Annotated in this window: 12 protein-coding genes and 1 pseudogene; 7 read left to right on the forward strand and 6 right to left on the reverse strand. The window is 75.4% G+C overall.

The window, feature by feature from the left end:
* Positions 1-211: 211 nt before the first annotated feature.
* Positions 212-1081, reverse strand: coding sequence for a hypothetical protein (locus tag HL054_RS17865; RefSeq protein ID WP_369140406.1), 870 nt, complete (start codon positions 1079-1081; stop codon positions 212-214).
* A gap of 602 nt (positions 1082-1683) precedes the next feature.
* On the opposite strand from HL054_RS17865, the gene HL054_RS17870 reads away from it, so the two are divergent.
* Entirely contained in the window at positions 1684-2508 is an 825-nt protein-coding gene (locus HL054_RS17870) for a hypothetical protein (RefSeq protein ID WP_369140407.1), read from the forward strand.
* A 105-nt stretch (positions 2509-2613) separates the two neighbouring features.
* Here the strand turns inward: HL054_RS17870 and nrfD are convergent, their stop codons facing one another.
* The 4 genes and pseudogenes from nrfD to HL054_RS17890 form a co-directional block, all read right to left on the reverse strand.
* Positions 2614-3783, reverse strand: a complete 1170-nt coding sequence (nrfD, locus tag HL054_RS17875; RefSeq protein WP_369140408.1) for an NrfD/PsrC family molybdoenzyme membrane anchor subunit — start codon at positions 3781-3783, stop codon at positions 2614-2616.
* The gene (locus tag HL054_RS17880; RefSeq protein ID WP_369140410.1) at positions 3780-4847 is read right to left on the reverse strand and encodes a 4Fe-4S dicluster domain-containing protein; all 1068 of its coding nucleotides are present in this window, start codon (positions 4845-4847) and stop codon (positions 3780-3782) included. The genes nrfD and HL054_RS17880 overlap by 4 nt, the downstream gene beginning before the upstream one ends.
* A gap of 22 nt (positions 4848-4869) precedes the next feature.
* Positions 4870-8166 (reverse strand): annotated as a pseudogene (fdh, locus tag HL054_RS17885) (formate dehydrogenase).
* A gap of 189 nt (positions 8167-8355) precedes the next feature.
* Positions 8356-8862 (reverse strand): FBP domain-containing protein, encoded by a 507-nt coding sequence (locus tag HL054_RS17890; protein ID WP_369140411.1) that lies wholly within the window; start codon positions 8860-8862, stop codon positions 8356-8358.
* Positions 8863-9578: 716 nt separating this feature from the next.
* Here HL054_RS17890 and HL054_RS17895 point away from each other — a divergent pair.
* The 5 genes from HL054_RS17895 to HL054_RS17915 are packed head-to-tail and all read left to right on the forward strand — an operon-like array spanning position 9579 to position 18718.
* On the forward strand, positions 9579-12272 hold the full coding sequence (locus HL054_RS17895; RefSeq protein ID WP_369140412.1) for a putative bifunctional diguanylate cyclase/phosphodiesterase: 2694 nt from the start codon (positions 9579-9581) through the stop codon (positions 12270-12272).
* On the forward strand, positions 12269-14869 hold the full coding sequence (locus HL054_RS17900; protein ID WP_369140413.1) for a diguanylate cyclase domain-containing protein: 2601 nt from the start codon (positions 12269-12271) through the stop codon (positions 14867-14869). Before HL054_RS17895 ends, HL054_RS17900 begins: the two co-directional genes overlap by 4 nt.
* A 35-nt stretch (positions 14870-14904) precedes the next feature.
* Positions 14905-15744, forward strand: a complete 840-nt coding sequence (locus tag HL054_RS17905; RefSeq protein WP_369140415.1) for an MBL fold metallo-hydrolase — start codon at positions 14905-14907, stop codon at positions 15742-15744.
* Entirely contained in the window at positions 15741-16577 is an 837-nt protein-coding gene (locus HL054_RS17910) for a DedA family protein (RefSeq protein ID WP_369140416.1), read from the forward strand. Before HL054_RS17905 ends, HL054_RS17910 begins: the two co-directional genes overlap by 4 nt.
* A complete protein-coding gene (locus HL054_RS17915; protein ID WP_369140417.1) occupies positions 16562-18718 on the forward strand; it encodes an alkaline phosphatase family protein in 2157 nt (718 codons plus the stop codon). The genes HL054_RS17910 and HL054_RS17915 overlap by 16 nt, the downstream gene beginning before the upstream one ends.
* Positions 18719-18738: 20 nt before the next feature.
* Here HL054_RS17915 and HL054_RS17920 read toward each other — a convergent pair whose 3' ends face one another.
* Positions 18739-24984: an isopeptide-forming domain-containing fimbrial protein gene (locus HL054_RS17920; RefSeq protein ID WP_369140418.1), complete on the reverse strand. Its 6246-nt coding sequence runs from the start codon at positions 24982-24984 to the stop codon at positions 18739-18741.
* Positions 24985-25302: 318 nt separating this feature from the next.
* On the opposite strand from HL054_RS17920, the gene HL054_RS17925 reads away from it, so the two are divergent.
* A complete protein-coding gene (locus HL054_RS17925; RefSeq protein ID WP_369140419.1) occupies positions 25303-26292 on the forward strand; it encodes a glucosyl-3-phosphoglycerate synthase in 990 nt (329 codons plus the stop codon).
* Positions 26293-26329 lie beyond the last annotated feature (37 nt).

Raw genomic sequence — 26329 nt, forward strand, 5'->3', positions numbered from 1 at the left:
AGAGTCGCACATCCGCGGACCGCCCAGCAAAGCAGTGCACGCCGGTCCTCCCCCTTCGTGGGCACGCCTCATCACGGGGCGACGGCGGCCCCGGGTCGCCCTGTCCGCGGGCGCCGTCGGGAGCAGGCCGGGACCACCGGTCGCCGCGCCGTCCATTCGCCGCGCATTCGGTGGGAATGGCGGCAATGGCCGCCGGGAGGCCCGGTGCCCGTCAGTGCGAGAGGTCGCCCGGCGCCACGCGTGCCGGGTGCCGCTCGGCGACCTCGAGGGTGTGCGCGTCGGCCGCTCGCCGGGTCGCCCACTCCCGGGGGAGCACCAGCCGCGGCGCCACCCCGGCGAGCACCGCGACCAGGAACGAGACCCCGGCCAGCGCCTCCGCCGACTCCTCGCCGAAGGTCGCCGCGGCCGCCCAGGTGCTGCCGATGCCGTAGCGGCCCTCGACGAACGCCGTCAACGCCGAGAGGCCGACGGCGGCCAGCGCGTACCCGCCCAGCGTGCCCAGCACCCGGCGGCGGTCCCGCCGCTCGGTCCGGCTCAGCCACCACAACCCGGCCAGCACCCCGACGGCGAGCACTGCGCTCAGCACCACCGCGGCCGGCCCGGTCAGCACGTCCGCCAGCTCGCCGACCGCCCAGGTGTGCACCTGCCCGCCCGCCTTGACCAGGGCCACCACCCCGGCCACCACGCCGACAGCCGTCCACCAGGCCCGCCGTCCGGGCATCCGGCCGGCCCCGGCCAGCGCGGCCAGGGCCGCGACGCCGAAGAGGGCGGCCACGTACATCCGTGGCAGCGAGAGCGGCGCCTCCATGGAGAACACGTCGGCCATCCCGCCCGAGGAGCCGGCGAGCCGGACCGCGTACCCGCCCGCCTCCAGCGCGACCGCGACCGCGGCGAGCGCGACGCCGAAGGGGGGCAGCGGCAGGGCGCGGCGGCGCACCCGGGCCGGCCGTGCGGCGCTGACCGGCCGCGCGACGGCCCCCGGCCGGTCGGCCCGGGCGATGCCGGACCCGACGAGGACGCCGATCAGCAGGGCCGCACCGGCCCACACCGCCAGACCACCCAGCACCCACGCCACCCACACGCGTCCATCATCGGCAGGCCAGGGGCCACGGACCTCCGATCGGGCGGCGATGTCCCCCGGTCGACGGACACGACCGGGCGGGGACGCCGGAGCGTGACGGAGCCGTCCGCCCCTCGCACTCGCCGCGCCTTCCGGCGGGGTCGGGTCCGCTCGGCCGAGCGCGCGGCCCTCTGCTTGACTTGTCCCGAGCCGGTCCGGTGCGGGCCGGCGACGCTGCGTGGGACGAGCGAGCCAGACAGGGGAGATCCGTGGCGTGGTGGTGGGTGCTGGCCGCGTGGCCCGTGGTCACCGTGCTCGTCGGCGCCGCCTTCATGGCCCTGACCACCGGCGCCGCCTCCCGGAGCGCCCGCCGGCCGGCCGCGTCGTCCCGGGTGCACGTCCCCCGCCTCCGGACCGGCGGCCCCCGCCGGACGCCCGGGGCGCGACCGCCCGCCGGGCGCCCCCGCGGCGTGTCGGTCGCGCGTCAGCGGTCGGCCGCCCTGACCCGCCCGCTGCGGACCGCCCGACCGGTCCGTGGGCCCGTGCGGCCCGTCCGTCGGGAGCCGGTCCGGGCACCTCTTCCCCCCACGTCCCGCCGGGCACCGGGCCGCCGAGCCCTCCCCGTGGAGGTCGCCGGACGGGCCGACGTCCCCGCTGCGATCCGGACCCACCGGGTGGTGCGTGCCCTCCGGCCCGTCGGCACCGTCCGGACGCCCGTCCCGTCGGCCCGCCGGGTCGGCCGGCCCCGCAGTGGTCCCCGGCGGCTGTCGCGCCGGGTGCGCGGCGCGCAGCGGCTGCTGGCCCTCACCGCCCTCTCGGTGATCGCGCTCGCGCCGGTCCTGGCGAGGTCGGGCAGCAGCCTCGGTTACGACGACGCCCTCGCCGCCGAGCTGGCCGCCCATCCCGACAAGGTGCCGGCCACCCTCGAGGCGCTCAACCAGGGCGCCGCGGTGGCCGGGCTGGCGACCCCGATCGTCGTCCCCGAGTGGCGGCCGCCGGCGGCCGTCACCCCCGCCGCCCCGCGCGACCGGACCGAGGAACGGACCACCGAGCGGGCTCCCGAAGCGCCCCGCCCCGCCACCAGCGACCCCCGCCGGACGACGTCCGCCCCCGCCACGGACGCCGCCCCGACGACGGTCCCCGCACCCGCGACCGGCGCCCGCCCGACCACGAGCCCGGCACCGACGACCGCTACCACCCCGCCGCCGGCCACCCCCACGCCGACGCGAACCCCGACGCCCACGCCGACCCCGACGCCCACGGCGCCCGAGACCACTCCTCCCGTCCCGACCGGGCCCACCGAGCCGGCACCGACCGAGCCCACCCCCACCGCGCCGTCACCCAGCGAGCCCACCGGTTCCCCGGAGCCCACCGGCCCGCAGCCGACCGCACCGGCGTCGACCGCCCCGGCGTCGTCGGCGCCGGCGACGCCCACCGTCGTCCCCTGACGCACCGGCCGGCCGCGACGGCCGGCTGACGCCCCGGGGGGCGACCCCGGACAGCGGACTGCCCCGTACCGCAGGGCGGGACGGGGCAGTCGGTGGGACCGGACGTCAGCGGACGACGGACCTCGCCACGTGCGGGTCGCCCTCGTCTGCGGCCGCCGCAGCGGCCGCCTGCCGGGCCTCGAGCCGTTCGCGCTGCGGGATGACGGTGTACTTCGGGTCCTTGGCGCTGGCCATGCCGGCCTCGAACACGCCCATCCGGGTCAGCAGCGAGCCGGCGGCCAGCAGCACGCCGCCGACGACCGCCCCGGCCCGGGTCCGCCCGGCGATCGCGGTCAGCCCCGCGCCGGAGACGGTGGCCGCCTTGGCCGCCCGCAGCAGCGCCCCGGCCTTGCCGAGGTGGTACGGCTCGCTGACGATGCCGTGCCCGTTCTCGACCCGGTGCATCGCGGCGAGCTCCAGGGCCACGCCGGTCAGCGCCACCTTGCGGGACGGCCCGGCCTCGTCGACCGGCGTCAGCGCCATGGTGATCCCACCCCCGGCGGCCATCGCGGAGCCGGCGAAGACGAAGGGCAGCTCGTCGTGCGGCGCGTGCCAGGACGGGACGGCGGTGTTGGCGATCAGCACCGCGGTGTAGGTGGCCATCGGACCGCCGAAGGCCGCCGCCCCCACCGCCGCGGATTTGCGCAGCACCGGGAAGGACCCGGCGATCCGCGGCAGGAACGGCAGGACCCGGGTGCCCAGGCCCATCACCGGACGCAGGTCCAGCAGCCGCACGGCCGCGGCTGCGGACGCCAGCGCGCTGAACGGCGACAGGATGTAGGAGCCGACCGACAGCGGCGAGGTCACCTTGAACACCCGCAGCATGTGCAGGAACCGCTCCGGGCGGCCGAGGTCGTCGATGAGCAGCACGACCGAGGCGAGCGCCCCGACCCCGGCCGCGTACTCGGCGTTGCGGGCCAGCTTCGGCCGGTCGGTGAACTCGGCCAGCGCGGCGATCACCGACGACGTCCCGGCCGCCCCGCCGAGGAAGAAGTAGATCGGGACCTCGGGGTTCTTCCAGGTCGGCGACTTGATGATCTGCCGGCCGTAGTAGGAGGTGAACTCCGCCTCCGGCACCATCGCGGCCTCGCGGTTGCCGCTGCCCCAGCCACCGCCGCCACGACGGCGCTTGCGCCGCGGCTTGGTGAGGTCGGCTCCCCCGGCGCGGTGCCAGCCGGCACCCGGGGTGACCGGCGCCTGCCCGGCGGGCTCGTTGCCCGTGCCCGCCTCGGTCACGGCCGCCTCCGCCCCAGGAACGACGACGCCACGACGCCGACGATGACGGCGGCGCCCGCGGCGGCGGCCCGCCACATCGAGGGCAGGTCGCGGGTGGTGACGATCGGGTCCGGCGGCAGGCCGTAGACCTCGGGCTCGTCGAGCAGCAGGAAGAACGCCCCGTTGCCGCCGACGCCGTCGTCCTCGTCCCGGCCGTAGAGCCGCGCGGTCTCCACGCCCTGCGACTTCAGCGTCGCCAGCCGGGCGTCGGCCCGGGCCTGCAGCTCGTCGAGGTCGCCGAACTGGATGGACTGGGTCGGGCAGGCGGTGGCGCAGGCCGGCTGCAGCCCGTCGGTGAGCCGGTCGTAGCACATCGTGCACTTGAAGACCCGGCCGTCGTCCTCGCGCTTGTCGATGACGCCGTAGGGGCAGGCGGGCACGCAGTAGCCGCAGCCGTTGCAGATGTCCTGCTGGACGACGACGGTGCCGAACTCGGAGCGGAACAGCGCCCCGGTCGGGCAGACGTCGAGGCAGCCGGCGTGCGTGCAGTGCTTGCAGACGTCCGAGGACATCAGCCAGCGGATCTGCTTGTCCGCCCCGCTCTGCCCGGTCTGCGGGTCGAACTCGCTGAGCGCCTCGGCGTTGAGCACGCTGGTCTGCGCGTTCAGCACGCTGTCGGCCTGCGGGCTGATCGGGTTGACCGGCAGCCCGCTGTCCGTGCGGTCGTCACCCGGGCGGCCGAAGGCGGGCATCGGCAGGTCGACGGCGCGGCTCTGCTCGATGAACGCCACGTGCCGCCACGAGTTGGCGCCCAGCATCCCGGTGTTGTCGTAGGACATCCCGGACATGCCCATGGCGTCCTTGGTGCCGTGCGAGTCGTCCATCGGGAGCGTGTTCCACTCCTTGCAGGCGACCTCGCAGGCCTTGCAGCCGATGCAGACCGAGGTGTCGGTGAAGAACCCGACCCGGGCCGGGTGGTCCTCGGCGTACCCCGCCTCGCCCTGGACGTCGGGCAGCGGACCGTAGAGCCGGTTCTTGCCCTCCGGCCCGTCCAGGCCCGGGCTCGCCGAGCTGACCGTGGTCATCGCGTCCCCCGCTCGTCGTGGCTCACGCGCCGGCCTCTTCCATCTTGCTCGGGTCCTCGTCCGGTGCACGGCCGTTGACTCCGACCCGGCCGGACTCGACGCCGGCCCGCATGCGGTAGGCCTCGACGTAGTCCAGCAGCTCGGGCCCGCGCGGCCGGCGCCCGGGCTGGATGTCGGCGGTGCTGACCTTGTCCTCCTGGATGTGGGTGTTCGCGTCCAGGATGATGCCGAGCAGGTCGTTGGCGTTGTCGCCGGTCGACAGGCCTGCGTAGGACCAGTGGTAGGGCATGCCGATCTGGTGCACGACCTGCCCGTCGCGGAGCCTGATCGGGCGCATCCGCTCGGTGACCAGCACCTTGGCCTCGATCGCCGTCCTGGCGCTGACCAGGGTGGCGAACTCGCCGTTGACCAGCCCGCGCAGCTGCGCCAGCTCCGGGCTGACCTCGACGAAGAACTCCGGCTGGAGCTCGGCGAGGTAGGGCAGGGTGCGGCTCATCCCGCCGGCGGTGTGGTGCTCGGTGAGCCGGTAGGTGGTCACCTGGAACGGGAAGACCTCGCTGAGCGAGGGGTTCTCCCGGTTCCACGGCCCGGCGATCCGCTCGATCGTCGGGCTGGACTGCTGGTCGTAGAGGAAGTTCTCCACGACCGACTCGGCCGGCTCGTAGTGCGTGGGCAGCGGGCCGTCGACCAGCCCGGCCGGCGCGTACAGCCACGCCTTGCCGTCGCCCTGCATCACGAAGGGGTCGGCGCCGCCGATGGCGTCCTGGGCGCGGGCGCCCTCCGGCGGCACGTAGTCCGGCCGCTTGGTCGCCTCGAAGTCCGGGACGTCGTCGCCGGTCCAGCGACCGGCCTCCTCGTCCCACCAGACGTAGGCCTTGCGCTCGCTCCACGGCTTGCCGGCGGGGTCGGCCGAGGCGCGGTTGTAGAGCATCCGCCGGTTGAGCGGCCACGCCCAGCCCCACTCGGACGACACCGGCCCCTGCTCGCGGCCGGGCTTGCGCCGGGCGGCCTGGTTGACCTCGTCGGCGTAGACGCCGCAGTAGATCCAGCAGCCGCCGCTGGTCGAGCCGTCGTCCTCCATCTCCATGTAGGACGACAGCGCCCGGCCGTCGGGGCCGACGCCGTTGATCTCGCGCAGCACCGCCTCGGCGTCGGGGTCGTCGGTCTCCCCGGTCGTCGGGTAGTCCCAGGTCATGTGCAGCAGCGCCTGGTCGCGCGGGTCGGTCGACCCGGCCAGCCGCTGGCGCAGGATCCGCCCCAGGTGGAAGTAGAACCACAGGTCGCTGCGGGCGTCGACCGGCGGCTCGACCGCCTTGTGCCGCCACTGCAGCAGCCGCTGCGTCTGGGTGAAGGTGCCTTCCTTCTCCGTGTGCGTCGCGGCCGGCATGAAGAAGACCTCGGTGCCGATCGTCTCCGGGGCCATCTCGCCGGACTCGATCTCCGGGCCCTGCTTCCAGAAGGTCGCCGACTCGATCATCTGCAGGTCGCGGACGACCAGCCAGTCGAGGTTGGCCAGCCCGAACCGGTTCATCTTCCCGTTCGGGTGCCCGACCGAGGGGTTCTCGCCGACCAGGAAGTAGCCGTGCACCTTCCCGGCGATCATGTCCGCGATCGTCCGGTACGAGCTGTGGTCGCCGTTGATCTTCGGGATCCAGTCGAACCGGAAGTCGTTCTCCGGCTGCGCCGCGTCGCCGAACCAGGCCTTGAGCAGGCTGACGGTGTAGGCCCGCTTGTTGCCCCAGAAGCCCGCCTTGCCGGCGGCGTCGGCCACGTAGTCGTCCAGCGTCTCGTGCTGGGCGGCGTGCGGCATCGGCAGGTAGCCCGGCAGCAGGTTGTACAGCGTCGGGACGTCGGTCGAGCCCTGGATGCTGGCGTGCCCGCGCAGCGCCATGATCCCGCCGCCGGGCCGGCCGATGTTGCCCAGCAGCGTCTGCAGGATCGACGCGCTGCGGATGTACTGCGCGCCGACGCTGTGCTGCGTCCAGCCCACCGAGTACACCCAGGCCGTCGTCCGGTCGCGGTTGCTGTTGCTGGTCACCCACTGCGCGACCTGCTCGAACACCGCCGGCTCGATGCCGCACACGTCGGCGACCATCTCCGGGGTGTAGCGGGCGAAGTGCCGCTTGAGCACCTGGAACACCGAGCGGGGGTGCTGCAGCGTCTCGTCGCGCAGCGGCTTGGCCGGGATCGGCGCGCCGCCACTGCCCAGGGACTGCCCCTTGTCGACGGCCTTGATCTCGTGGTGCTCGTCGCTGGCGTCCTGCTCGGCTGCCCCCGCGGGGTCGTCGGCACCGGAGTGCGGCGCCTCCTCGAACTCGTACTCCCAGGTCCCGGAGTCGTACTGGCCGTGCTCGGGGTCGAACCCGGAGAACAGGCCACCGAGGTCCTCGGTGTCGGTGAACTCCTCACCCACCAGCGCCGCGGCGTTGGTGTAGGCGACGACGTACTCCTTGAAGTACAGCTCGTTGTCCAGGACGTACTTGATCAGCCCGCCGAGGAAGGCGATGTCGGTGCCGATCCGCAGCGGCACGTGCAGGTCGGCGATCGCGCTGGTCCGGGTGAACCGCGGGTCGATGTGGATGATCTTGGCGCCCTTGGCCTTCGCCTCGGACACCCACTGGAAGCCGACCGGATGGCACTCGGCCATGTTCGAACCCTCGATGACGATGCAGTCGGAGTTCGCCAGGTCTTCCAGGAAGTTGGTGGCGCCACCACGGCCGAACGAGGCTCCCAGACCGGGAACCGTCGACGAGTGCTATATGCGGGCCTGGTTCTCGATCTGCACCGCGCCCAGCGCGCTGTACAGCTTCTTCATCAGGTAGTTCTCTTCGTTGTCCAGCGTCGCCCCGCCGAGGCTGGCCAGCCCCATGGTGCGGTTGACGCGGTGGCCGCCGTCGGACTCCTGCCAGCCCTTCTCCCGGGCCTCCAGGACGCGGTCGGCGATCATCTCCATCGCCGTGTCGAGGTCGAGGTCCTCCCAGTCCGTGGCGTACGGCCGGCGGTACTTGACCGTCGTGACGCGCGTCGGGCTGGTGACCAGCGACTTGCTGGCGCTGCCCTTGGGGCAGAGCCGGCCGCGGCTGATCGGGGAGTCGGGGTCGCCCTCGATCTGGACGATCTTCTCGTCCTTCACGAACACCCGCTGGGCGCAGCCCACCGCGCAGTACGGGCAGACCGACTTCACGACCTTGTCGGCCGTCGCCGTCCGGCTGACCACCTGCTCGGTGGCCTTGCTGCGGGCGGCATGGCCGCGTCCGAGCGGATCGGAACCGGTGAGCTGCCGGAACACCGGCCACGCATCGAGCCACGTCTTCACCAGCGCGACTCTGCCACCCGGTTGCGCGCCACGCTCGTCCAGGCCACCCGGCGGGTCACCTTCCGGACGATCCCGGTCCCGCGCCCGCCCCCGATCCACGGACATGGCCATCTCCGCCCCGCGTCGAACGGCGAACATGGCCATCTCCGCCCTCGGGGTGAGGGCGGAGATGGCCGTGTTCGCCTCGAGGGGTCAGCGGGTGGCGAGGACGTCGCGGACGAAGCGCTCGGACCGCTCGCGGAGCCCGGCGGTGCGGTCGGCGACGACCAGGTCCGCGATCGCCTCGACCCCGGTCCCGGCCTCCGCGCTGGTCGGGGGCCGGCGCACGTGCCTCGAGCAGGAGAAGTCCTCGCAGATCAGCGTGCCCACGGTGTTGCCCGCCCGACCGGACGCCCCGCCACGGCGGGCGACGTACAAGCTGGCCTCGACGGTGGACAGGTCACGGCACCAGGAGCACATCGCCCGGCGGCGCCGCCCGCTGGCCGGTGCGGCCGCGGCCCGCAGCAGGACGCCGGTCGGCTCCTCGTCCAGCTCGACGACGACGTAGGCGGCCAGCGGCGCCCGCCGGTCGCGCCAGCCCAGGTAGTCCAGCCGGCCCCAGTCCAGGGGGTCGAGGTCGGGCACGGTGGCCTGGACGACCTCACGGCGGCTGGCGTTGACGAAGGACGCGCGGATCTGTTTCTCGGTCAGGGGGTTCATCGGTGCGGGCTCGGCTTCCGTGCAGGAGGGAGCCGCCGGCCGGCCCTGGGAGCCCGACGTGGACGTCGGCTCACCGGGCGGGCAGGCAGCGGGGGACGGGACGACGCCGCGTCCGCCCGCTCCCGCCCGTGCCGGCACGCACGTCCCCGCGCAGGGCGGGACGGGGGCTCAGGAGCTGCGGGTCAGGGGCGCCGGACGCGGGTCCGGCGCGCGGTCGAGCAGGCCTGCACGGCCACCTCGCACCCCGCGGCGACGCTGCGCATCCGCCCGCTCCCTCGCTCGCACCCGTCGTCGGCCGGCCGGTCGACGGCCCGATGCTACGGCGTCGGGAGCCGACCGACCCCGTTCGATAACGATCTGGGGGCTGGTGCTGCTGGGTAGCCTGGGGAGGAGACCCCAGGAGGCGCGTCATCGCGACTGACACCGCACGCTGCACCGAAGCCCACCTCGGCTGCCCCTGCGCCGGCGACCCCGCCGCCCACGCGGCCCGCGCCGAGCACGTCGAGCGGACCCAGGCCGAGGCCACGGTCGACTGCCCGGAGTGCGGTGAGCCCAGCAGCCCGCTGCGCATCGTCACCTGGGGGCACTGCCGCGCCTGCCGCACCGCCGACTCCCGCGCGAAGAGCCCGCTGCGCTGGTGACGACACCCCTCCCCATGGGGTGAGGGGCGCACCGCACCGGTGCAGTGCGGCCGGTGGCCTTCCGACAACTGACCCGTGACCACCGCTGCCCCCGCCGCACCACCGGCGCGGGCCGTGTCCGCACCGCCGGGCGGCACGGCCGCCCTCGCCCGGCCGTTGGCCCTCGCCGTGCTCGCCGCCCTGCTCACCCTCGCCGCCGGCCTGCTGCCGGACCCGGCGGGAGTGGCGGTCGCCGTCACGCTGAACTTCTCCGCCGTCGGCGTCGTGCTCGTGCTGCTCGCCCGGTCCGGCCGCACCAGCGCGCACCCGGCTGGCTGGCGCTGGTACACCCTCTCGATCGCCGTCGGCGGCCTCGGCGCGCTGCTGGCGGCTTCCGTGCTGCCGTGGGGCCAGACCGCGCTGGGCAGCGTCCCTGGGCAGCTGCTCGTGGTGGTGGCGCTGGCGCGGATGATCGACCGGGCCCCGCTGCGCGCCGCCCGGGCCCAGATGGCCAGCCTCTTCACCCTCTTCGTCGTCGCCGACGTGCTCACCGTCCACACCGTGTACCGGCTGACGATCGGCACCCGCGGCGTCCTCACCCTCGCCGAGACCGTCGCCCTGTTCGCCCTGCTGCTGAGCATCGCCCTGGGCACCGGCCTCGCCCTGGTGCTCATCGCGGTCGCCGGGGTGCGCCAGCGCGCCGTCGGCTGGCTGGTGTTCGCCGCCCAGGTCGCGACCGCCGTGGCCGGCGCGCTGTCCTCCATCGCCGCCGGGCCCGGCCTGGTCCAGTACGGCGCCTGCGCGGCCAGCGTGCTGGGCGTCGGCCTCCTCGTGGTCGCCTGCCGGCACGACCGGCCCGAGCGCGCCGCGACGCCGGCGGACGGCGACCCGGGCGGCTCCACCCTGGGCGCGCTGCTCCCGCACGTCACCGCCCTGGTCGGCGGTGCCCTGCTGCTGATCAGCGTGCCGGTCACCGGTGGCCTCACCTTCTTCGGGACGACGCTCGGCCTGCTCGGCCTGGGCGCCCTGCTCGCCCACCAGACGGCGTCCTGGCACGTGCAGCAGCGGCTCACCCGCGACCTGCAGCGCAGCGAGGCCTACTTCCGCACCCTGGTGCGCGGCAGCGCCGACCCGGTGCTGATCCTCGACCAGGAGCTGCGGGTCGCGTGGGTCTCCCCGGCGATCACCGACCTGCTCGGCCTCGCACCGCACGACGTCGTCGGCCGGCTGCTCGCCGACGCCGTCCACCCCGACGACGCAACCGGCCTGGTCGGGGCGCTCAGCGCCGGCCACGACGAGGAGGTCAAGACCCGCAGCGCGAGGGTCCGCCACGCCGACGGCCGGTGGCGGCTCATCCAGGCCCGGGTGCGCGACCTGCGCAGCGACCCGGACGTCGGCGGCCTGGTGCTCTACTGCCGCGACGTCAGCGCCGCCGCACCGCAGCCGGCCGGCCCCGACGTCACCGCGTTCCACACCACCGACCCGGCCACCGGCCTGCCCAACCGCTCCGCGCTGACCCAGCGGCTGGCGGCCACCCTCCGCGGCCCGGCGGTGCACCACCGCGCGCTGGTGGTCCTGGGTGTCGACGGGCTCGCCGACGGCGACGACGCCGTCGTGCTCCGCGAGCTCACCACCCGGTTCAGCCGTGCGCTGCGCGGCGACGACTGGCTCGCCCGCGCCGGCGTCAGCGAGTTCGCGGTCGTCGTCGACGGCACCATCGCCGACGCCGAGGTGGTCGCCTCCCGGCTGGTCGCCGCCGTGGAGCCGGTCGCCACCGGGCCGGGCACCGCCTTCCGGTTGACCGCCGCGGCCGGGGTCGCGGCTCTCGACGAGGACGTCGACGCCGGCGAGACGCTGCGCCGGGGCGACCTCGCGCTGCGGAGTGCCCGCGCCGCCGGCCCCGGTCGCGTGCGCCGGCACTCCGACGCCCTGCGGATCACCCAGGACCGGGAGGAGGCGCTGCGCGCCGACCTCGCCGACGCCCTGCACCACGACCACCTGTACCTGGCCTACCAGCCGGTCGTCGACCTGGCGCTGCGGCGCACGGTGTCGGTCGAGGCGCTGCTGCGGTGGGCGCACCCGGTCTACGGCGACGTCTCCCCCGCGGAGTTCATCCCGCTGGCCGAGGAGTCCCCGCTGATCACCGAGATCGGCCGGTGGGTGCTGCTGCACGCCACCGCGACCGTGATGGCGCTGCCGCACCCCGACCTCGGCGTCGCCGTCAACATCTCCGCCCGGCACGTCCGCAGCGGCGAGCTCGTCGACGACGTGCTCACCGCCCTGGAGGCCAGCGGCCTGCCCGCCGCCCGGCTGGTCCTGGAGATCACCGAGTCGGTCCTGCTGGACGACGAGCACGTGGTCGCCGACCTGGAGCTGCTGCGCCGGCTCGGCGTGCGGATCGCGGTCGACGACTTCGGCACCGGCTGGTCCTCGCTGGCCTACCTGGTCGGCCTGCCGATCGACGTGCTGAAGATGGACCGCCAGTTCCTCGCCGACGTGGAGCAGCAGCCGCAGCGCCGCGCGTTGTGCGCCTCCGTGCTGCACCTGGGCAACAGCCTCGGCCTGTCCGTGGTCGTCGAGGGCGTGGAGACCCAGGGCGAGCTGCAGCTGCTGCGCGACATGGGCCACCGCTTCGTGCAGGGCTTCCTGCTGGCCCGCCCGCTGGAAGCCGCGGTGCTCGCTCGCGGGCTGCCCGGCATCGGCGAGGACGGCGTGCCGACCACCGCCGCCGCGCGCCCGGCCGGCGCCGACGGCGCCGCGGACGGCGGCGTCCCCGGGGTCCCGGCGTGACCGGCCCCGGGTACCGCTCGCTGCTGCTGCTCACCCTCGCCGGCCTGCTCGGGCTGGCCGTCGCCGTCCCGAACAGCCCGGACGGCGCCTTCCCGCAGTGGGACAACCTGGTGCTCGCGGCCGTGGCGCTGGCCTGCTCGTGGCGGGTCAGCCGCCGGGTGCGGCTGCTGGCCCCCGGCGACCGGCGGCCCTGGCAGGTGCTGGGCACCAGCGCCCTGGTGTTCGCGCTGGCCAGCCTGCTCACCGGCACCGGGCTCGGCGGCTCGTTCGGCGACTTCACCGTCGGCGACGCGCTGCTGGTCACCGCCGTGCTGGGCCCGACCGTCTGCTGCGCCCTGCTCGCCGGCCGGTCGCACGGCAGCCGCCGGGGGGTGCTGGCCCTGGACGGGCTGGCCGTCACCGTCGCGCTGGTGGTGGTCACCGACGTGCTGGTGCTGGACCGGGCGGTGTCCAGCGGCGTGCTGTCCGGCCCCCGCCAGCCGCTGGTGCTGGCCTACGGCCTCTTCCCGGCCGTGGCGGTCGGCCTGGCCGGTGCGCTGTGCACCGTCTCCACCGCCGCCCTGCGCCGCTCGGCCAGCGCGATGCTGGTCATGACGACGCTGCTGGGCGCCGCCTCCGGGATGCTCGCCGTGCTCATGGTGGCGCCGGACCCCCGCTGGGAGGCCGCGGCCGACGTCGCCAGCGTGCTGGCGATGGTCGCCGGCGTCCTGGCCGTCGAGCTGGCCCCCACCCGCGACCGACCGGGCCGCACCGAGAGCGCCCCGGCCATCAACGCCGCCGGGCTGGCCATCACCCTGGGCGCCCTGTTCGGCGTCCCGGTGACGCTGGTCGCCGCGCTGCTGCTGGACCTGCGGGTGACCCCCGCCGCGACCGCGCTCTCCGCACTGCTGCTGGTGCTGCTGCTGGTCCGGATGATCGACCGGATCAAGGTCAGCGGCCGGATCCGGGAGGACCTGCTCCGCAGCGAGGAGGACTTCCGCGGGCTGGTGGAGGCCAGCTCGGACGGCGTCGCGATCGTCGACGCCGACCTCCGCCTGGAGTTCACCTCCCCCGCCGCCCGCACCCTGCTCGGCGTGCTGGACAGCGCCCCGCACCCGGTGCTGCTGGACCTGCTGCACGAGGAGGACCGGCCCCGGGTGCGGCGGGAGCTCACCAGCGCCGTCGGCGAGGTCACCCCGGCGCTGCAGCTGCGGGTGCTGCCCGCCGGGTCCGAGCCGCGCGAGCTCGAGGTCACCCACCACGAGCGGCCCGGCAGCGGCCGCCGGGTGCTGCACCTGCGCGACGTCACCACCCGCCGCCGCCGCGAGCGCGAGCTCGAGCGGATGGCCTTCACCGACCACCTGACCCGGCTGCCCAACCGGGCGATGCTGTTCCAGGAGATGGCGTCGCTCACCGGCGCCACCGGCGACCGCTGCCTGCTCGTGCTCGACCTCGACGGGTTCAAGGCGGTCAACGACACCGCCGGCCACGAGGCCGGGGACCTGCTGCTGGTCGAGGTCGCCCGCCGGCTGCAGGGCCTGCTGCGCACCGAGGACCTGGTGGCCCGGCTCGGCGGCGACGAGTTCGCCGTGCTCATGGCCGGCGACGAGGAGGCCGCGGTCGAGGCCGCCCAGCGCGTCGTCGAGGTGCTCGCCCAGCCCTACCGGGTCGGCGAGCGCGTCTTCTCCGTCGGCGCGAGCGTCGGGCTCGTCCGGGTGCACCCCGGGGGCGGCCAGCTCGCCTTCCGCCAGGCCGACCTGGCCCTGGGCTCGGCCAAGCAGGCCGGCAAGGGCTGCTGGCGGGTGCACACCGACGACCGGGTCGCCCAGGCCGCGGCCACCAGCGACGTCGCGGCCGCGATGGCCGACGGCGAGGTGCAACTGCGCTTCGACCTCATCGCCAACGGCGACACCGGGGTGCTCTCCGCGGTCCACGCCGAGCCGGTCTGGGTGCACCACGACCTCGGGGTGCTCCCGGCCCCCGAGCTGTGGGCCGCTGCCGAGCGCCAGGGCCAGACGTCGGCGCTGCAGCAGTGGCTGATCACCCGCGCCTGCAGCGACGTGGCGTCCATGGACGACCAGCTGCTGGTCGCCGTCGACCTGCCCGCCGGGCTGGTGCACGCCGACGAGCTGCCCGGAGAGGTCGCCGCGGCGCTGGCCACCGCGGGCCTGGCGCCGCACCGGCTCACCCTCTGCTTCACCGAGGAGGTGCTGCAGACCTCCTCGGCCGCGCTCATCCCGGCCCTCCGGACCGTGCACGAGTCGGGGACCCGGCTGGGCCTGGACGACTACGGCATGGGCTCGACGCTCTGGTCGGTGCTCGCCCGGCTGCCGCTGGACGTCGTGTTCGTCGACGTCCGCAGCCTGGCCGCCCGCGAGGACGTCGCCCGGGCCCTGCAACTCCTCGGGGCGATCGCCCGCAGCGCCCGCAGCTTCGACGTGGACACCGTGGCCCGGCAGGTGTCCGACCCGCAGATGGTCGCCGAGCTGCGCAGCCAGGGGCTGGTCGCCGTCTCCGGCCCGGCGCTGCCGGTCGGGCTGCGGGCCGAGCACGTCGCCGCGCTGCTCCGGCACCCCTCGTCAGCCGTGGTGGCGCCGCTCTCGCCGGCCCGGGTGTGATGACCGGGGCCATGATCAGCCCCGATACTGGGGCGGTGAGCCCACCGTCCCTGCAGTTCCTCGGCCACTCGACGGTCCGGGTGGAGCTGGCCGGGCGGACCGTGCTCACCGACCCCCTGCTCACCGCCCGGCTCGGACCGCTGCGCCGGGTCGTGCCGGCACCGCCGCCGGCCAGCTGGGCCGGGGTCGACCTGGTGGTCGTGTCGCACCTGCACAACGACCACCTGCACCTGCGCTCGCTGCGGCTGCTGGGCCGCAGCACGCCGGTCGTCGTCCCGCGGGGGGCCGGCCGCTGGCTGACCCGGCAGGGCTTCACCGCCGTCGAGGAGCTCGGGCCCGGCGAGAGCCTCACCGACGGCGGGCTCACCGTCACCGCCACCCACGCCGACCACGCCGCGCACCGCTGGGGGCCGCGGCTCACCCACGGCCCGCACGCCCCCGCCGTGGGCCACCTCCTCTCCGGCGGCGGGACGACGGTCTACGCCGCCGGCGACACCGACCTCTTCCCCGGCATGACCGACCTGGGCGCCGACGGCATCGACGTCGCGCTGGTGCCGGTGTGGGGCTGGGGTCCCTCGCTCGGCCCCGGCCACCTCGACCCGGCCGGCGCGGCCGCGGCGGTGCAGCAGCTGCGCCCGTCGGTCGCCGTCCCGGTGCACTGGGGCACCTACGCCGTCGCCGGGCTCACCGGCCTGCCCAGCCCGTGGCGGGCCCGGATGCGGGCGCTGCTCACCGAGCCGCCGCGCCGGTTCGCCGCCGAGGTCGCCGGGCTGGCGGCCGCCGGGGGCGCCGCCACCCGCGTCGCGCTCACCGCGCCCGGGTCGCCGGTCGTGCTGCCCGCCGACGCCGACCTGCCGGCCGAGGGCCCGTCGTGACCGCCACCGACGTGCTGGCCGTGAGCTGGACCGACGGCAGCTCGCTGGGCTACCCGGTGCTCTTCGGCGGGGTGCTGCTCGGGTCGGTCGTCCCGGTCGTGCCCACCGGCGCCGTCGTCGGTGCCGCCGCGGCCGTCTCGCTCACCACCGACCACCTCGAGCTGCCGCTGGTGCTGGTGCTGGCCACCCTCGGCGCCTTCCTCGGCGACGTCGTCACGTTCACGATCTGCCGGTTCGGCGGCCCGGCCGCGGTGCGCTGGGTCGCCCGCGGGCAGCACGCCGAGCGGATCGACGAGGTGCGCGAGCAGTTCCGGGCGCACGGCTGGCAGATCGTCGTCGTCGGCCGGTTGCTGCCCGCCGGCCGCATCCCCGTCCTGCTGGCGGCCGGCGCGCTGGCCTACCCGTGGCGCCGGCTGCTGCCCGCCTCCTTCGTCGCCGCCCTGGTCTGGGCGGTGGCCTACGCGCTGCTCGGCGTGGTCAGCGGCGGCATCTTCGACTCCCCGTTGATCGCCACCCTCATCGCCACGCTGCTCGTGCTGCTGGTCGGGATCGTGCTCAACGTCGTCTCCGCCCACCGCCGCCGCGCCCCCGCTGCCCCTGCGGTCGCGGGCTCGGACGATGCCGTGGGAAGACGCGCGAAACCGCACGACGAGGGCGTGGGAAGACGCGCGAAACCGCGCGGGGAGGGCGTGGGAAGGCGCGCGAAAGCGCGCGGGGACGAGCACGGAAGCGAGCGCTGCGACGAGCAGGGGGACGGGGGCGCGGGGGCGGGTGGGGTGCCGGTCCGGGCGCCGGGGCCTCCGGACGCCGACGTCGCGTGCGGGCCGACGTGAGCCAGGCGCACGCCCCCGGCCGGGTGCTGCGGACCGGCCGCACGCTCGCCCGGCTGCTGCTGGTCTGGGCGTTCGTCACCGGCGCGCTCGTCGTCCTCGACCGCGGGCTGGCCGGGTTCGCGATGCGGTCGTGGTGGCAGCCGCCGGTCGCGGCGCTGCTGCTGGGCGTGCTGGCCGCGGTGGGCTGGCCGCTGGTCATGCGGATCGCGCTGCCGGTGGCCTTCTTCACCTTCGGCCTGGGCAGCTTCCTGCTGATGGGCGCGGGCGTGCTGGCGGTGTTCAACGCGATCCCCGGCGTGGTGGTCACCTCGCTGGGCACCAGCGTCGCCGTCGCGGTCGCCATGGCCGGCATCGCCGGGGTGATCAGCAGCGTGCTGGCGGTCAACGAGGACGAGCTGTTCTTCCGCCGGGTCCGCCGGCGCAGCCGCTCCGCCGACGCCGGCGACCAGCCGCCGGGGGTGCTGTTCCTGCAGATCGACGGGCTCGGGCACGCCGTCGCGCGGCGCGCCGTCCGGGACGGCTCGATGCCCACCCTCGCCGCCTGGCTGCGCAGCGGCAGCCACGTGCTGCGGTCCTGGCACACCGACTGGAGCTCGCAGACCGGCGCCAGCCAGTGCGGCATCCTGCAGGGCTCGAACGAGGGCGTCGTCGGCTTCCGCTGGTACGACAAGGAGCGCGACCGGGTGGTCACCGTGTCCCGCCCCGAGGACGCCGCCGAGGTGGAGCGCCAGCACTCCGACGGGCGCGGGCTGCTCGCCGGGGACGGCGCCGGCCGGGGCAACCTGTTCACCGGCGACGCGGCGCACGTCTCGCTGACCATGAGCTCGCTGGCCGTCGTCGTGGCCCGCGGGTCGCGGCGGGAGCGCCGGCACCACGACCGCATCGGCGCCGGGTACTACGCCTACTTCGCCAACCCGGTGAACGCGCTGCGCACGCTGGGCGTCGCGCTGGTCGACGTCGTCCGGGAGCTCAGCGCGGCGGCCGCCCAGCGCCGGGCCGACGTCCGGCCGCGGGTGAAGCGCGGCGGGCTGTACCCGCTGGCCCGGCCCGGGACGACGGTGATCATCCGGGACGTCGTGGTGAACGCGCTGCTGGAGGACATGATGGCCGGCCGCGCGGTCGTCTACGCCGACTTCGTGGGCTACGACGAGGTGGCCCACCACTCCGGCATCGAGCGCTTCGACAGCCTGGAGGTGCTGCGCCGCATCGACCAGCAGATCGGCCGGCTGTGGCGGGCGGCCCAGCTCGCCCCCCGCCCGTACCACCTGGTGTGCCTCTCCGACCACGGGCAGACCCAGGGCGAGACGTTCGCCAGCCGGTTCGGGGAGACCGTCGAGCAGCTCATCGGCCGGCTCTGCGGCGGGTCCGCGGCCCCCGCACCGCGGCGCCGGCTGCTCGGCCTGCTCGCGCCCGCCCGGGTCGACGACAGCTCCCGCCCGGCCGAGACCTGGCAGGTCACCTCCGCCCTGGCCGAGGGCGGCGGGCTGATCGCCCGGCGGCTGCGCGACCGGGTGGCCCGGGCCGGCGCGGACGAGGCGGTGACCCCGGTCGGAGAGCACGGCGCGGTCACCCGGGTCGCCCCGGGCGTCGTCGTTTCGGTGTCCGGGCACATGGCGCACCTCTCCTTCCCCGACGTCGCCGGCCGGGCACCGCTGGAGACGATCGAGCGGCGCTGGCCGGACCTGCTGCCCTCGCTGGTCGACCACGCCGGGATCGGCTTCCTGCTGGTGCACTCCGCGGAGTTCGGGCCGGTGGTGCTCGGCCGCGACGGCCTGCGCCGGCTGCGCACCGGGGTGGTGATCGGCGTCGACCCGCTGGTCCCGTACGGCCCGCACGCGGCGGCGCTGGTGGCCCGGGTGTCGGCGTTCCCGAACTGCCCGGACGTCGTCGTCAACAGCCGGTACGACCCGGTCACGGACGAGGCCTCCCCCTTCGAGCCGCACGTCGGGTCGCACGGTGCCCTCGGCGGGCCGCAGCAGCACGGTTTCGTGCTGCACCCGCAGGAGTTCGGCGACCCCGGTGAGGTGGTCGGCGCCGAGCAGCTGCACCGGGTGTTCCGCGGCTGGCTGACCGACCTGGGGCACCCCGTGCCGGCCGGCGAGCAGCCCTCCCCGGCAGCGGAGCTCGCCGCCCGGACCTGACCCCGTCCCGCCCCCCGGTCTCAGCTGTGGCGGCGGGACCGGGCGGCCACCAGGGCCGCGGTGCCGGCGAGCAGGAGCGCGACGCCGACCCCGGTCCAGCGCAGCACCTCGGCACCGGTCGCCGCGAGCCCTGACGCGCCACCCACCGGGGTGGACGTGGCAGCCGACGAGTTGTTGCCCGCGTCGGCGTCTCCACCGGACCACGAGACAGCGGCCCTGTTGGTCACCGCGTCGTCCCCGGTCGGGGCGGTGGTGGTGACCAGCACGTCGGACTGCGCCCCGGGCGCGAGGTCGGCCGCCCGGTCGCAGGACACCCGGGAGCCGGAGACGACGCAGGTCCAGCCGTCCCCGGCGGCGGACCGCACCTGCAGCCCCGCGGGCACGTCGTCGGTCACCCGGATCCCGCCGGTCGCGGGGTTCAGCCCGGCGTTGCTCACCCGCAGCCGCCAGACCAGCGCCCCGTCGTCGGCCGCCTGCACCGTCTTGGCCAGCGCCACGTCGATCAGCGGCGCCACGGCCGCCGAGTCCGGGGCGGTGTCGTTGCCCGGCTCGACGTCGTGCGCACCGGAGCTGACGGTCGCCACCAGGTCCACCTGGGGGAAGGCCCGGGCGTCCACGGCGACGGTGACCCGGAACGAGGTGCCCGCCCCGGCCGCCAGCCCGCCGGAGTACCGGCAGGTCACCCGTTGCCCGGTGGCGGAGCAGGACCACCCGGCGCCTTCGACGCCGGTGTAGGTCAGCCCGGCCGGCAGCTCGTCGACCACGGTGATCGGGCCGCTCACCGTCCCGTCGGGCCCCGGGACGTCGCCGGGGTCGGCGGTCCGCCCGGCGTTGACGACCCTCAGCTCGTACACGGCCGGCGAACCCACCGCGACCGGGCCCTGCCAGCCGCGGGAGATCGCCAGGTCGACCTCCGCAGGCACCAGCACCCGGTCGACCACCGGCCCGCCACCGGTGTGCGGCGAGGTGGCGGTCGCCTCGGCCGAGTTCTCCGCCACGGGGAAGGCGGCGGGGTCGACGCGGGCGGTCACGGTGACGGCCGCCGACGCACCGGGCGCCAGCGTCGACTGCAGCTCGCAGGTGACCGCCGTCTCCGAACCGGTCAGCACCGGGCAGTCCCACCCGGGCCCGCCGGCGGACACCGGGACCAGTCCGGCCGGCAGCCGGTCGGTCACGGTGACGTCCTGCGCCGGGCTGGGCCCCGCGTTGCGCACCGTCAGGGTGAAGGGCACCAGGGCGTCCAGCGCCACCACCGACGGGTCGTGGGTCTTGGTGACGACCAGGACCGCGGCCTCCAGGTCGGCGTCCGCGGACGCCGGGGGACTGCCCGGGACGCCGTCCCACGTGCTCCCGTACGCCCGGCCCGCGTTGCGCCAGGCGCCGGTGGCGTCCTGGCCGATGACGGAGACGGTGTTGCGGTGCAGCGGCTGCCCGACGCTGTCCGCGGTCGGTACGGCGCTGTAGGTGACCCGGAGCCCCGATCCGGGAGCCAGGTCGGCGACGTCGGTGAACCGCAGCACCTGCGCACCGCCGGTCGTGGTCACCTCCGGAGCCGGCAGCGTCGTCTCCGGGCCACCGTCCACCGACGACCGCGCCGAGCCGGCCACGTAGGCCCAGCCGACCGGGAGGGTGTCGACCAGCTCCACCGCACGGGCGTGACCGGCGGACGGCGCGTTGTCGGCACCGATCCGCCAGCGGAACGGCTCACCGACCGGCGCGTCCGCCCCGTCCGGCATGCTCTTCACGGCGGTGAGGGCGGGGAACAACGGCGTCACCGGCTCGGTCACCGGACTGGTCGGCCCGTACTCGCGGCCACCACCGGGCAGCGAGCCGTACCCGCTCACGAGGACCTGGTTGCCCAGCACGTCCCCGTCGTCCAGTGTCGTGCTGTCGGCCAGGACCGCCTGGTAGGTCCGGACCACCCCGGCGCCCGCAGCCAGGGTCGGCTCGGTCCAGGTGATCCGCCGGGTGGCCGGGTCGTAGGTGCCCGGTGCCACCGTCGCCGGTCGCACCGTCAGGCCCGCCGGGAGCGTGTCGACGACCAGCACGTCGTGCGCGGCGCTGGTCCCCCCGTTCGTCGCGGTGACCGTGTAGGTGACCACCTGGCCGGGCTCCACCGTGGCGTCGTCGGCGGCCTTGGTCACCGTGACCACCGGCTCCAGGACGGTGACGGTCGCCTCGGCCGGGTCGCTGAGGACGGGGCTGTCACCGGCGTGGTCGCTGTCGGCGAACCAACCCAGCTGCGCGGTGTTGTCCAGCTCGTCCCCCGCCGCCACGGCGGCGTCGTCGGCGACGGTCGCCGGGTAGGTGACGGTGATCGTCCGGGCGCCGGCCGAGTTGGCGTGGCTGCCCAGCGGGAAGACGATCTGCCGGTCCGCGTCCATCGTCAGGCCGGACAGCGGCGGCACCGTGCACGGCCCGGTGGAGGTGCACACCACGGTGCTCTCGTCGAGGTCGCCGGGCTCGATCCCCACCGGGAGGACGTCGGTGACGTGCGCGTCGTACACGGTGACCCGGGCCGGGACCACCACCGTCAGCGTGTAGCTCAGCTGCTGCCCGACGGTCGCGCTCGTGGGCACCACCGACTTGGTGATCCGCGCCGGGGCGATGTCCAGGTCCGCCGAGGCGGTGGCGCCGTAGGAACGGGAGATGCGCGGGTCGCTGACGTCGCCGGCCAGGCTGGCGGCGACCAGGGCGACCGTGTTCGTGTACGCCTCACCCGCGATGGCGTCGGCCGCCGGCCGGGCCACGTAGGTGTAGGCGAGGGACTCACCCCCCGCCGTCGAGCCGACCTGCCAGCTCAGCCGGGTGGTGCCGGTGCCGCAGCCGTTGCTGCCGTTGCCGGGCACCGGGGCGGTGGAGGTGCCGCGCGGGGTCGCGACGTAGCGGTCGAAGGCCAGCTCGCCGGGCAGGCAGTCGGTCACGACGACGTCGTGCGCCGCCGGCCGGCCGGCGGCGTTGCCCACGGTGACGGTGTAGGTGACGTCCTGCCCTGCCCCGACCGGGCCGGTGGCGTCGCTCGCCTTGGTCACCGTCGGCGCCGGCTCCACCACCGTCGAGCTGACCGCGGCGGTGCGGGCAGGCAGCGCCGTCCCACCGGGCGTGCGGTCGCTGGCGAACCGGCCGGTGTCGACCAGGCCACGGGCGTGCACGTTCGTCCCGCTCGTCGACACCCGCGCTCCGACGGTCAGCTCGAACACCGCGACGCCGGGGCCGGGGTTCACGTAGGTGGCCGGCAGGACGATGCGCGGATCGGACGTCGACGGCGGCACGGTCCCCGAGGGGAGGGGGTCCGCCGCGGGGCTCGCACCCGCGGCCGAGAAGCCGGCGTCCACCGAGACGACCGTCAGGCCGGCGGGCAGCACGTCCCGCAGCACGCCGCCGTACACCGTGGTGCGGGCCGGGACCGAGGCCCGCACGGTGTAGGTCACGACCTCGCCGATGGTGGCCTGGCCGGCCGCGTCGTTGCCCGGTCCGTCGGCCGGGCTGCTCTGGGTCTTGGTCACCGCGACGTCGGCCGTGCGCACCGAGGAGGTGTCGTCGGCGGCGGGCGCGTTGACCTGTGCACCGGTCACGGAGGTGTCCAGGTTGTCCGCCGGGTACCAGTCCGCGGTCGCCCCGCCGGGGCGGTTGGTGTCGGTCCGGTAGGAGGCGACGCCGGCCTCGTTGTCGAAGACGGTGCTCACCGAGACGTTGGCCGGGAGCGTGACCGTGTAGTGCAGCGCCGTCGTGCTCCCGGCTGCCTGCCGGTCGGCAGCGGTCAGGGTCCAGCTGAGCACCGAGGCCGTGGACGGTGTCGCGGCCGGCCGGCCGGGGGCGCCGGCGTCGGAACAGGTCGCCCCGCCCAGGTCGGTCACCGTGGCGCAGGTGAGGCCGGTGGGCAGCACGTCGAGCACCCGCATGCCGTGCACGTCACGGTCGTTGCCGTCGGCGGGGGTGCCGCCGTGGCTGACGTCGACCTGGAAGTCGACGGCGTCACCCTGGCCGACGCCCACGCCGTCACCGGCAGCCGGTGCGATCGGCGTGCCGACGCCGTCCCGCGTCACCTGGGTGACCCGCTTGTCCACGTCGAGCGGCGGCGCCGGGGCGAGCGCCAGGTCGACACGGTCGCGCAGGGACACCGCCTCCCCCGCGCTGTTCTCCGACCGGAACTTCGCCAGGTTGCCGGTGACGTCCGGGGCGTCGCCGTCCGGCGTGCCGATGACGCGGGCGGCGAGCTGCAGGCGCAGCACCCCGCCGTCCGTCACGTACTCGACGCCGCCGACCGGGGCGCCCATGGTCCAGGTGGGCAGCTCGGCACCCGACGCGGCCTGCGTCTCGTTGAAGTCGACGTCGAGGAAGGTGACCGGGTCGCCGTTGCCCTCCGTGGCCCGCTGGCTGCCGGCCTCGTAGCTCAACCCGTCGGGCAGGAAGTCGGTGAGGACCGCACCCCGGGTGGCCACGCTGCCGGGCAGGGTGAGCTCGATGCGGAAGCAGACGAGGTCGCCCAGCGAGAACACCGGCCGGGACGCGGGGGTGGGCGTGTCGACGTAGGTGGCGGTGTCGCAGTCGGCGACCGGCTGCCACTGGCCGATGGTCTTGTCCAGCTCGGGCAGCGAGGTGGTCTGCCGGGACTCGGAGTCGTCGATGACCGGGACGGCGCCTTGGCCGTCGTCGAGCCCGGCGCCCGGCGCCGGAGTGGTCGTGCCGGTCGCGTGCACGGTGTTGACGAACTCGTCACCTGCCGCGGTCGGCTTGCTGGTGAGGTCCTCGTCGCCCTGGCCGGGACCGGAGTACGACGACCGCATCACCGCCTGGTAGGTGACGGTCACCACCTCGTCGGGGGCCAGCGGAGGCAGCGTGGTGAAGACCAGGTCGTAGGTGCCGTCAGCGGGTTCGTAGGTGATGCCGGCGTAGTCGAAACCGGTGACCTGGCTGCCGTCGTCCAGGGTCGCGGCGGGGCCGTCGCCACTGGCAGCGCACTCACCGGTCTGCTCGGGATAACGCCCGGCCGGCGCCACGGGGCAGTAGCCGTTGGGCAGCACGTCGCTGAGCACGACGTCGGCCGCCTGCCGGTACTCGCCCACCCGCACCGCCACGGTGAAGGTCGCGATGCCCGGTGCGGCGAAGACACCGGTGTCCACGCTCTTCTGGACCGCCAGGTCCTCGGCGGTGACGGTGAGCTGGTCGGCATCGGTGACGACGGCGCCGCCGCCGCCGGCGACCGGGCCCGTGTAGGTGCCCGAGGCGCTGGCGGTGTTGGTCAGGCCGTTCTCGGCCGGCCCCTCCGTCGTCCAGGCACCGAGGTTGTTGTCCAGGTTGGCCGTCTGCCCCAGGCCCTCGGGGTCCGGCCGGGCACTCGCCCAGTCGGCGTTCTCGCGGAGCGGGATGCCGGCCCGGTAGCTGATCTGCACGGTGTCGCCGGCCGCCAGGTCACCGAGGTCGTAGGTGACCTGGGTGTAGACCCCCGGCGCGTGGCCGGCGGGGTCGACGACCGTGTCCACGGACGTGGGGGCCGTGCACCCGCCGACGGCCGGGGTGGCGGTCAGCGCAGGGGCACCGGCGTACTCCTCGGTGACCGAGGTGGAGTTGTCCACGGCTCCGCAGCCCAGGTACTCGAGGGCGGCCGGCAGCAGGTCCACGAGCACCACGTCGTCCGTGGGGTGCACCTGGTTGTTGCGCACCTCCACCGTGTAGACGGTGGTGTGCCGGTGGACGCCGCGCAGCAGCTCGTGCTCGGGGCTCGGCTCGCCCTTCTCCACCTCGATGGCGGAGATGCGGGTGACGGGACCGACGGCCGACGCGGAGCCCGTGGCACCGCCCGACGGGGTGCCGTCCGCGGCGAAGGACGGCAGGGTGCGGGCATCGGAGGCGACGTACGCGTCCGCGCGGAGCTGGACGGTCGAGGACACCGGGTAGGGCGCGACCCCGCTGACGGCACGGAACCCGAGCACGGCGGTCCCACCCGGCTGGACGTCGGCCACGTTGAGCCAGATCAGGGTGGTCTCACCGCTGTCGGGGTCGCTGACCTGCCGCGGGTCGCCGGCGACGGCCGGTGAGGTGCTGCCCACGACGTAGGTCACGCCCGCCGGCACCACGACCCGGAAGGAGGCGTTGTACGCCGGCAGCTGCCCCGCGGGGTTGGTCACGGTGAGCTGGTAGGGCAGCTCGTCACCGAGCAGCACAGCGTCCGGCGCCTCGATGGACAGGCCGATGTCCGGCGTGCCGGCCGCCTGTGCCGCCCCGGGGGCGAACACCACCAGGGCCGTCGACACGACAGCTGCCACGACCGCGAGCAGGGCGGACCACGGACGGACGGACGTGGAGTGCATCCCTGCTCCCACCGATCGGCGACAGTGACAGCTAGCGAGCAAATACTCACGCTGCGGTCACGGACCCTAGGGAGGTGTGGCGGGCCGGACCGGCGCGACGCACGCAGAGCGCGGCACGATCTTGTTCCGGTAACAGCGGGTACCTGGTGGCTCGCGGTGGATTGTGCCGCTGCGCACCAGCCGTCACCCTGTCCCCGGTGGGGTACGTGAAGTTCATGTGAACGACGCCCCGCGGACGTGCAGGGGGTGGCCGGCGTGCTCGACAGTGACGGGATGCGACCTGACGCCCGCGCCTGGTTCCAGCACCGCACCACGTCGGCCACCTCACTGGCCGAGATCGACGTCGACGCCCTGCTGACGGCCAAGCGCCGCGGCGGGCACCGGATCAGCGTCGTCCTGCCCGCCCGCGACGAGGAGGCGACGGTCGGCGTGCTCGTCCGGGACCTCGTCGACCGCTGGGTCGACGGCGTCCCGCTCGTCGACGAGGTCGTCGTCGTCGACTCCAACTCCAGCGACCGGACGACGGAGGTGGCCCGCGCCGCCGGCGCCGAGGTGGTCGCCGCCGCCGACGTGCTGCCCTCCCACGGCGACCGGCCCGGCAAGGGCGAGGCGCTGTGGAAGTCGCTGGCCGCCACCACCGGCGACCTGGTCGTGTTCATGGACTCCGACCTGCTCGGCGACGTCAGCCACTACGTCCCCGGGCTGCTCACCCCGCTGCTCACCGACGCGCGGGTCGACTACGTCAAGGGCTGCTACACCCGCCCGCTCCGCATCGACGGCGAGCACCGGCCCGCCGGTGGTGGCCGGGTCACCGAGCTGACCGCCCGGCCGCTGCTCAACGCGCTGTGGCCGGAGCTGGCCGGCTTCGTCCAGCCGCTGGGCGGGGAGTACGCCGGCCGCCGCAGCGCGCTGGAGCAGGTGCCGTTCGTGTCGTCCTACGGCGTCGAGGTCGGGCTGCTCATCGACCTGCTGCAGGTCTGCGGGCTGCAGGGCCTGGCGCAGGTCGACCTCGGCACCCGCACGCACTCGCACCAGACCGACGAGGCGCTGGGGAAGATGGCCGGCCAGATCGTGAACACCCTGCTGGCCCGGGCCGAGCGCGGCCGGCACGGACGGCGGCTGGAGCCCGGCGGCCTGCTCACCCAGTTCAGCCACGACGGCGACCGCTTCGTACCGACCAGCCACACGGTCGCGGTCGACCAGCGCCCGCCGATGGCGACGGTGGCCGAGTACACGACGCTCCGGGCCGGCGTCGTCGGTTAGGCCTCCTGGCAGGGGCCCGGCGCGAGCTCGCGAGCGG

It is taken from the genome of Modestobacter versicolor, from assembly GCF_041028285.1.
In the GTDB taxonomy this organism is placed as follows: Bacteria; Actinomycetota; Actinomycetes; order Mycobacteriales; family Geodermatophilaceae; genus Modestobacter; species Modestobacter versicolor_A.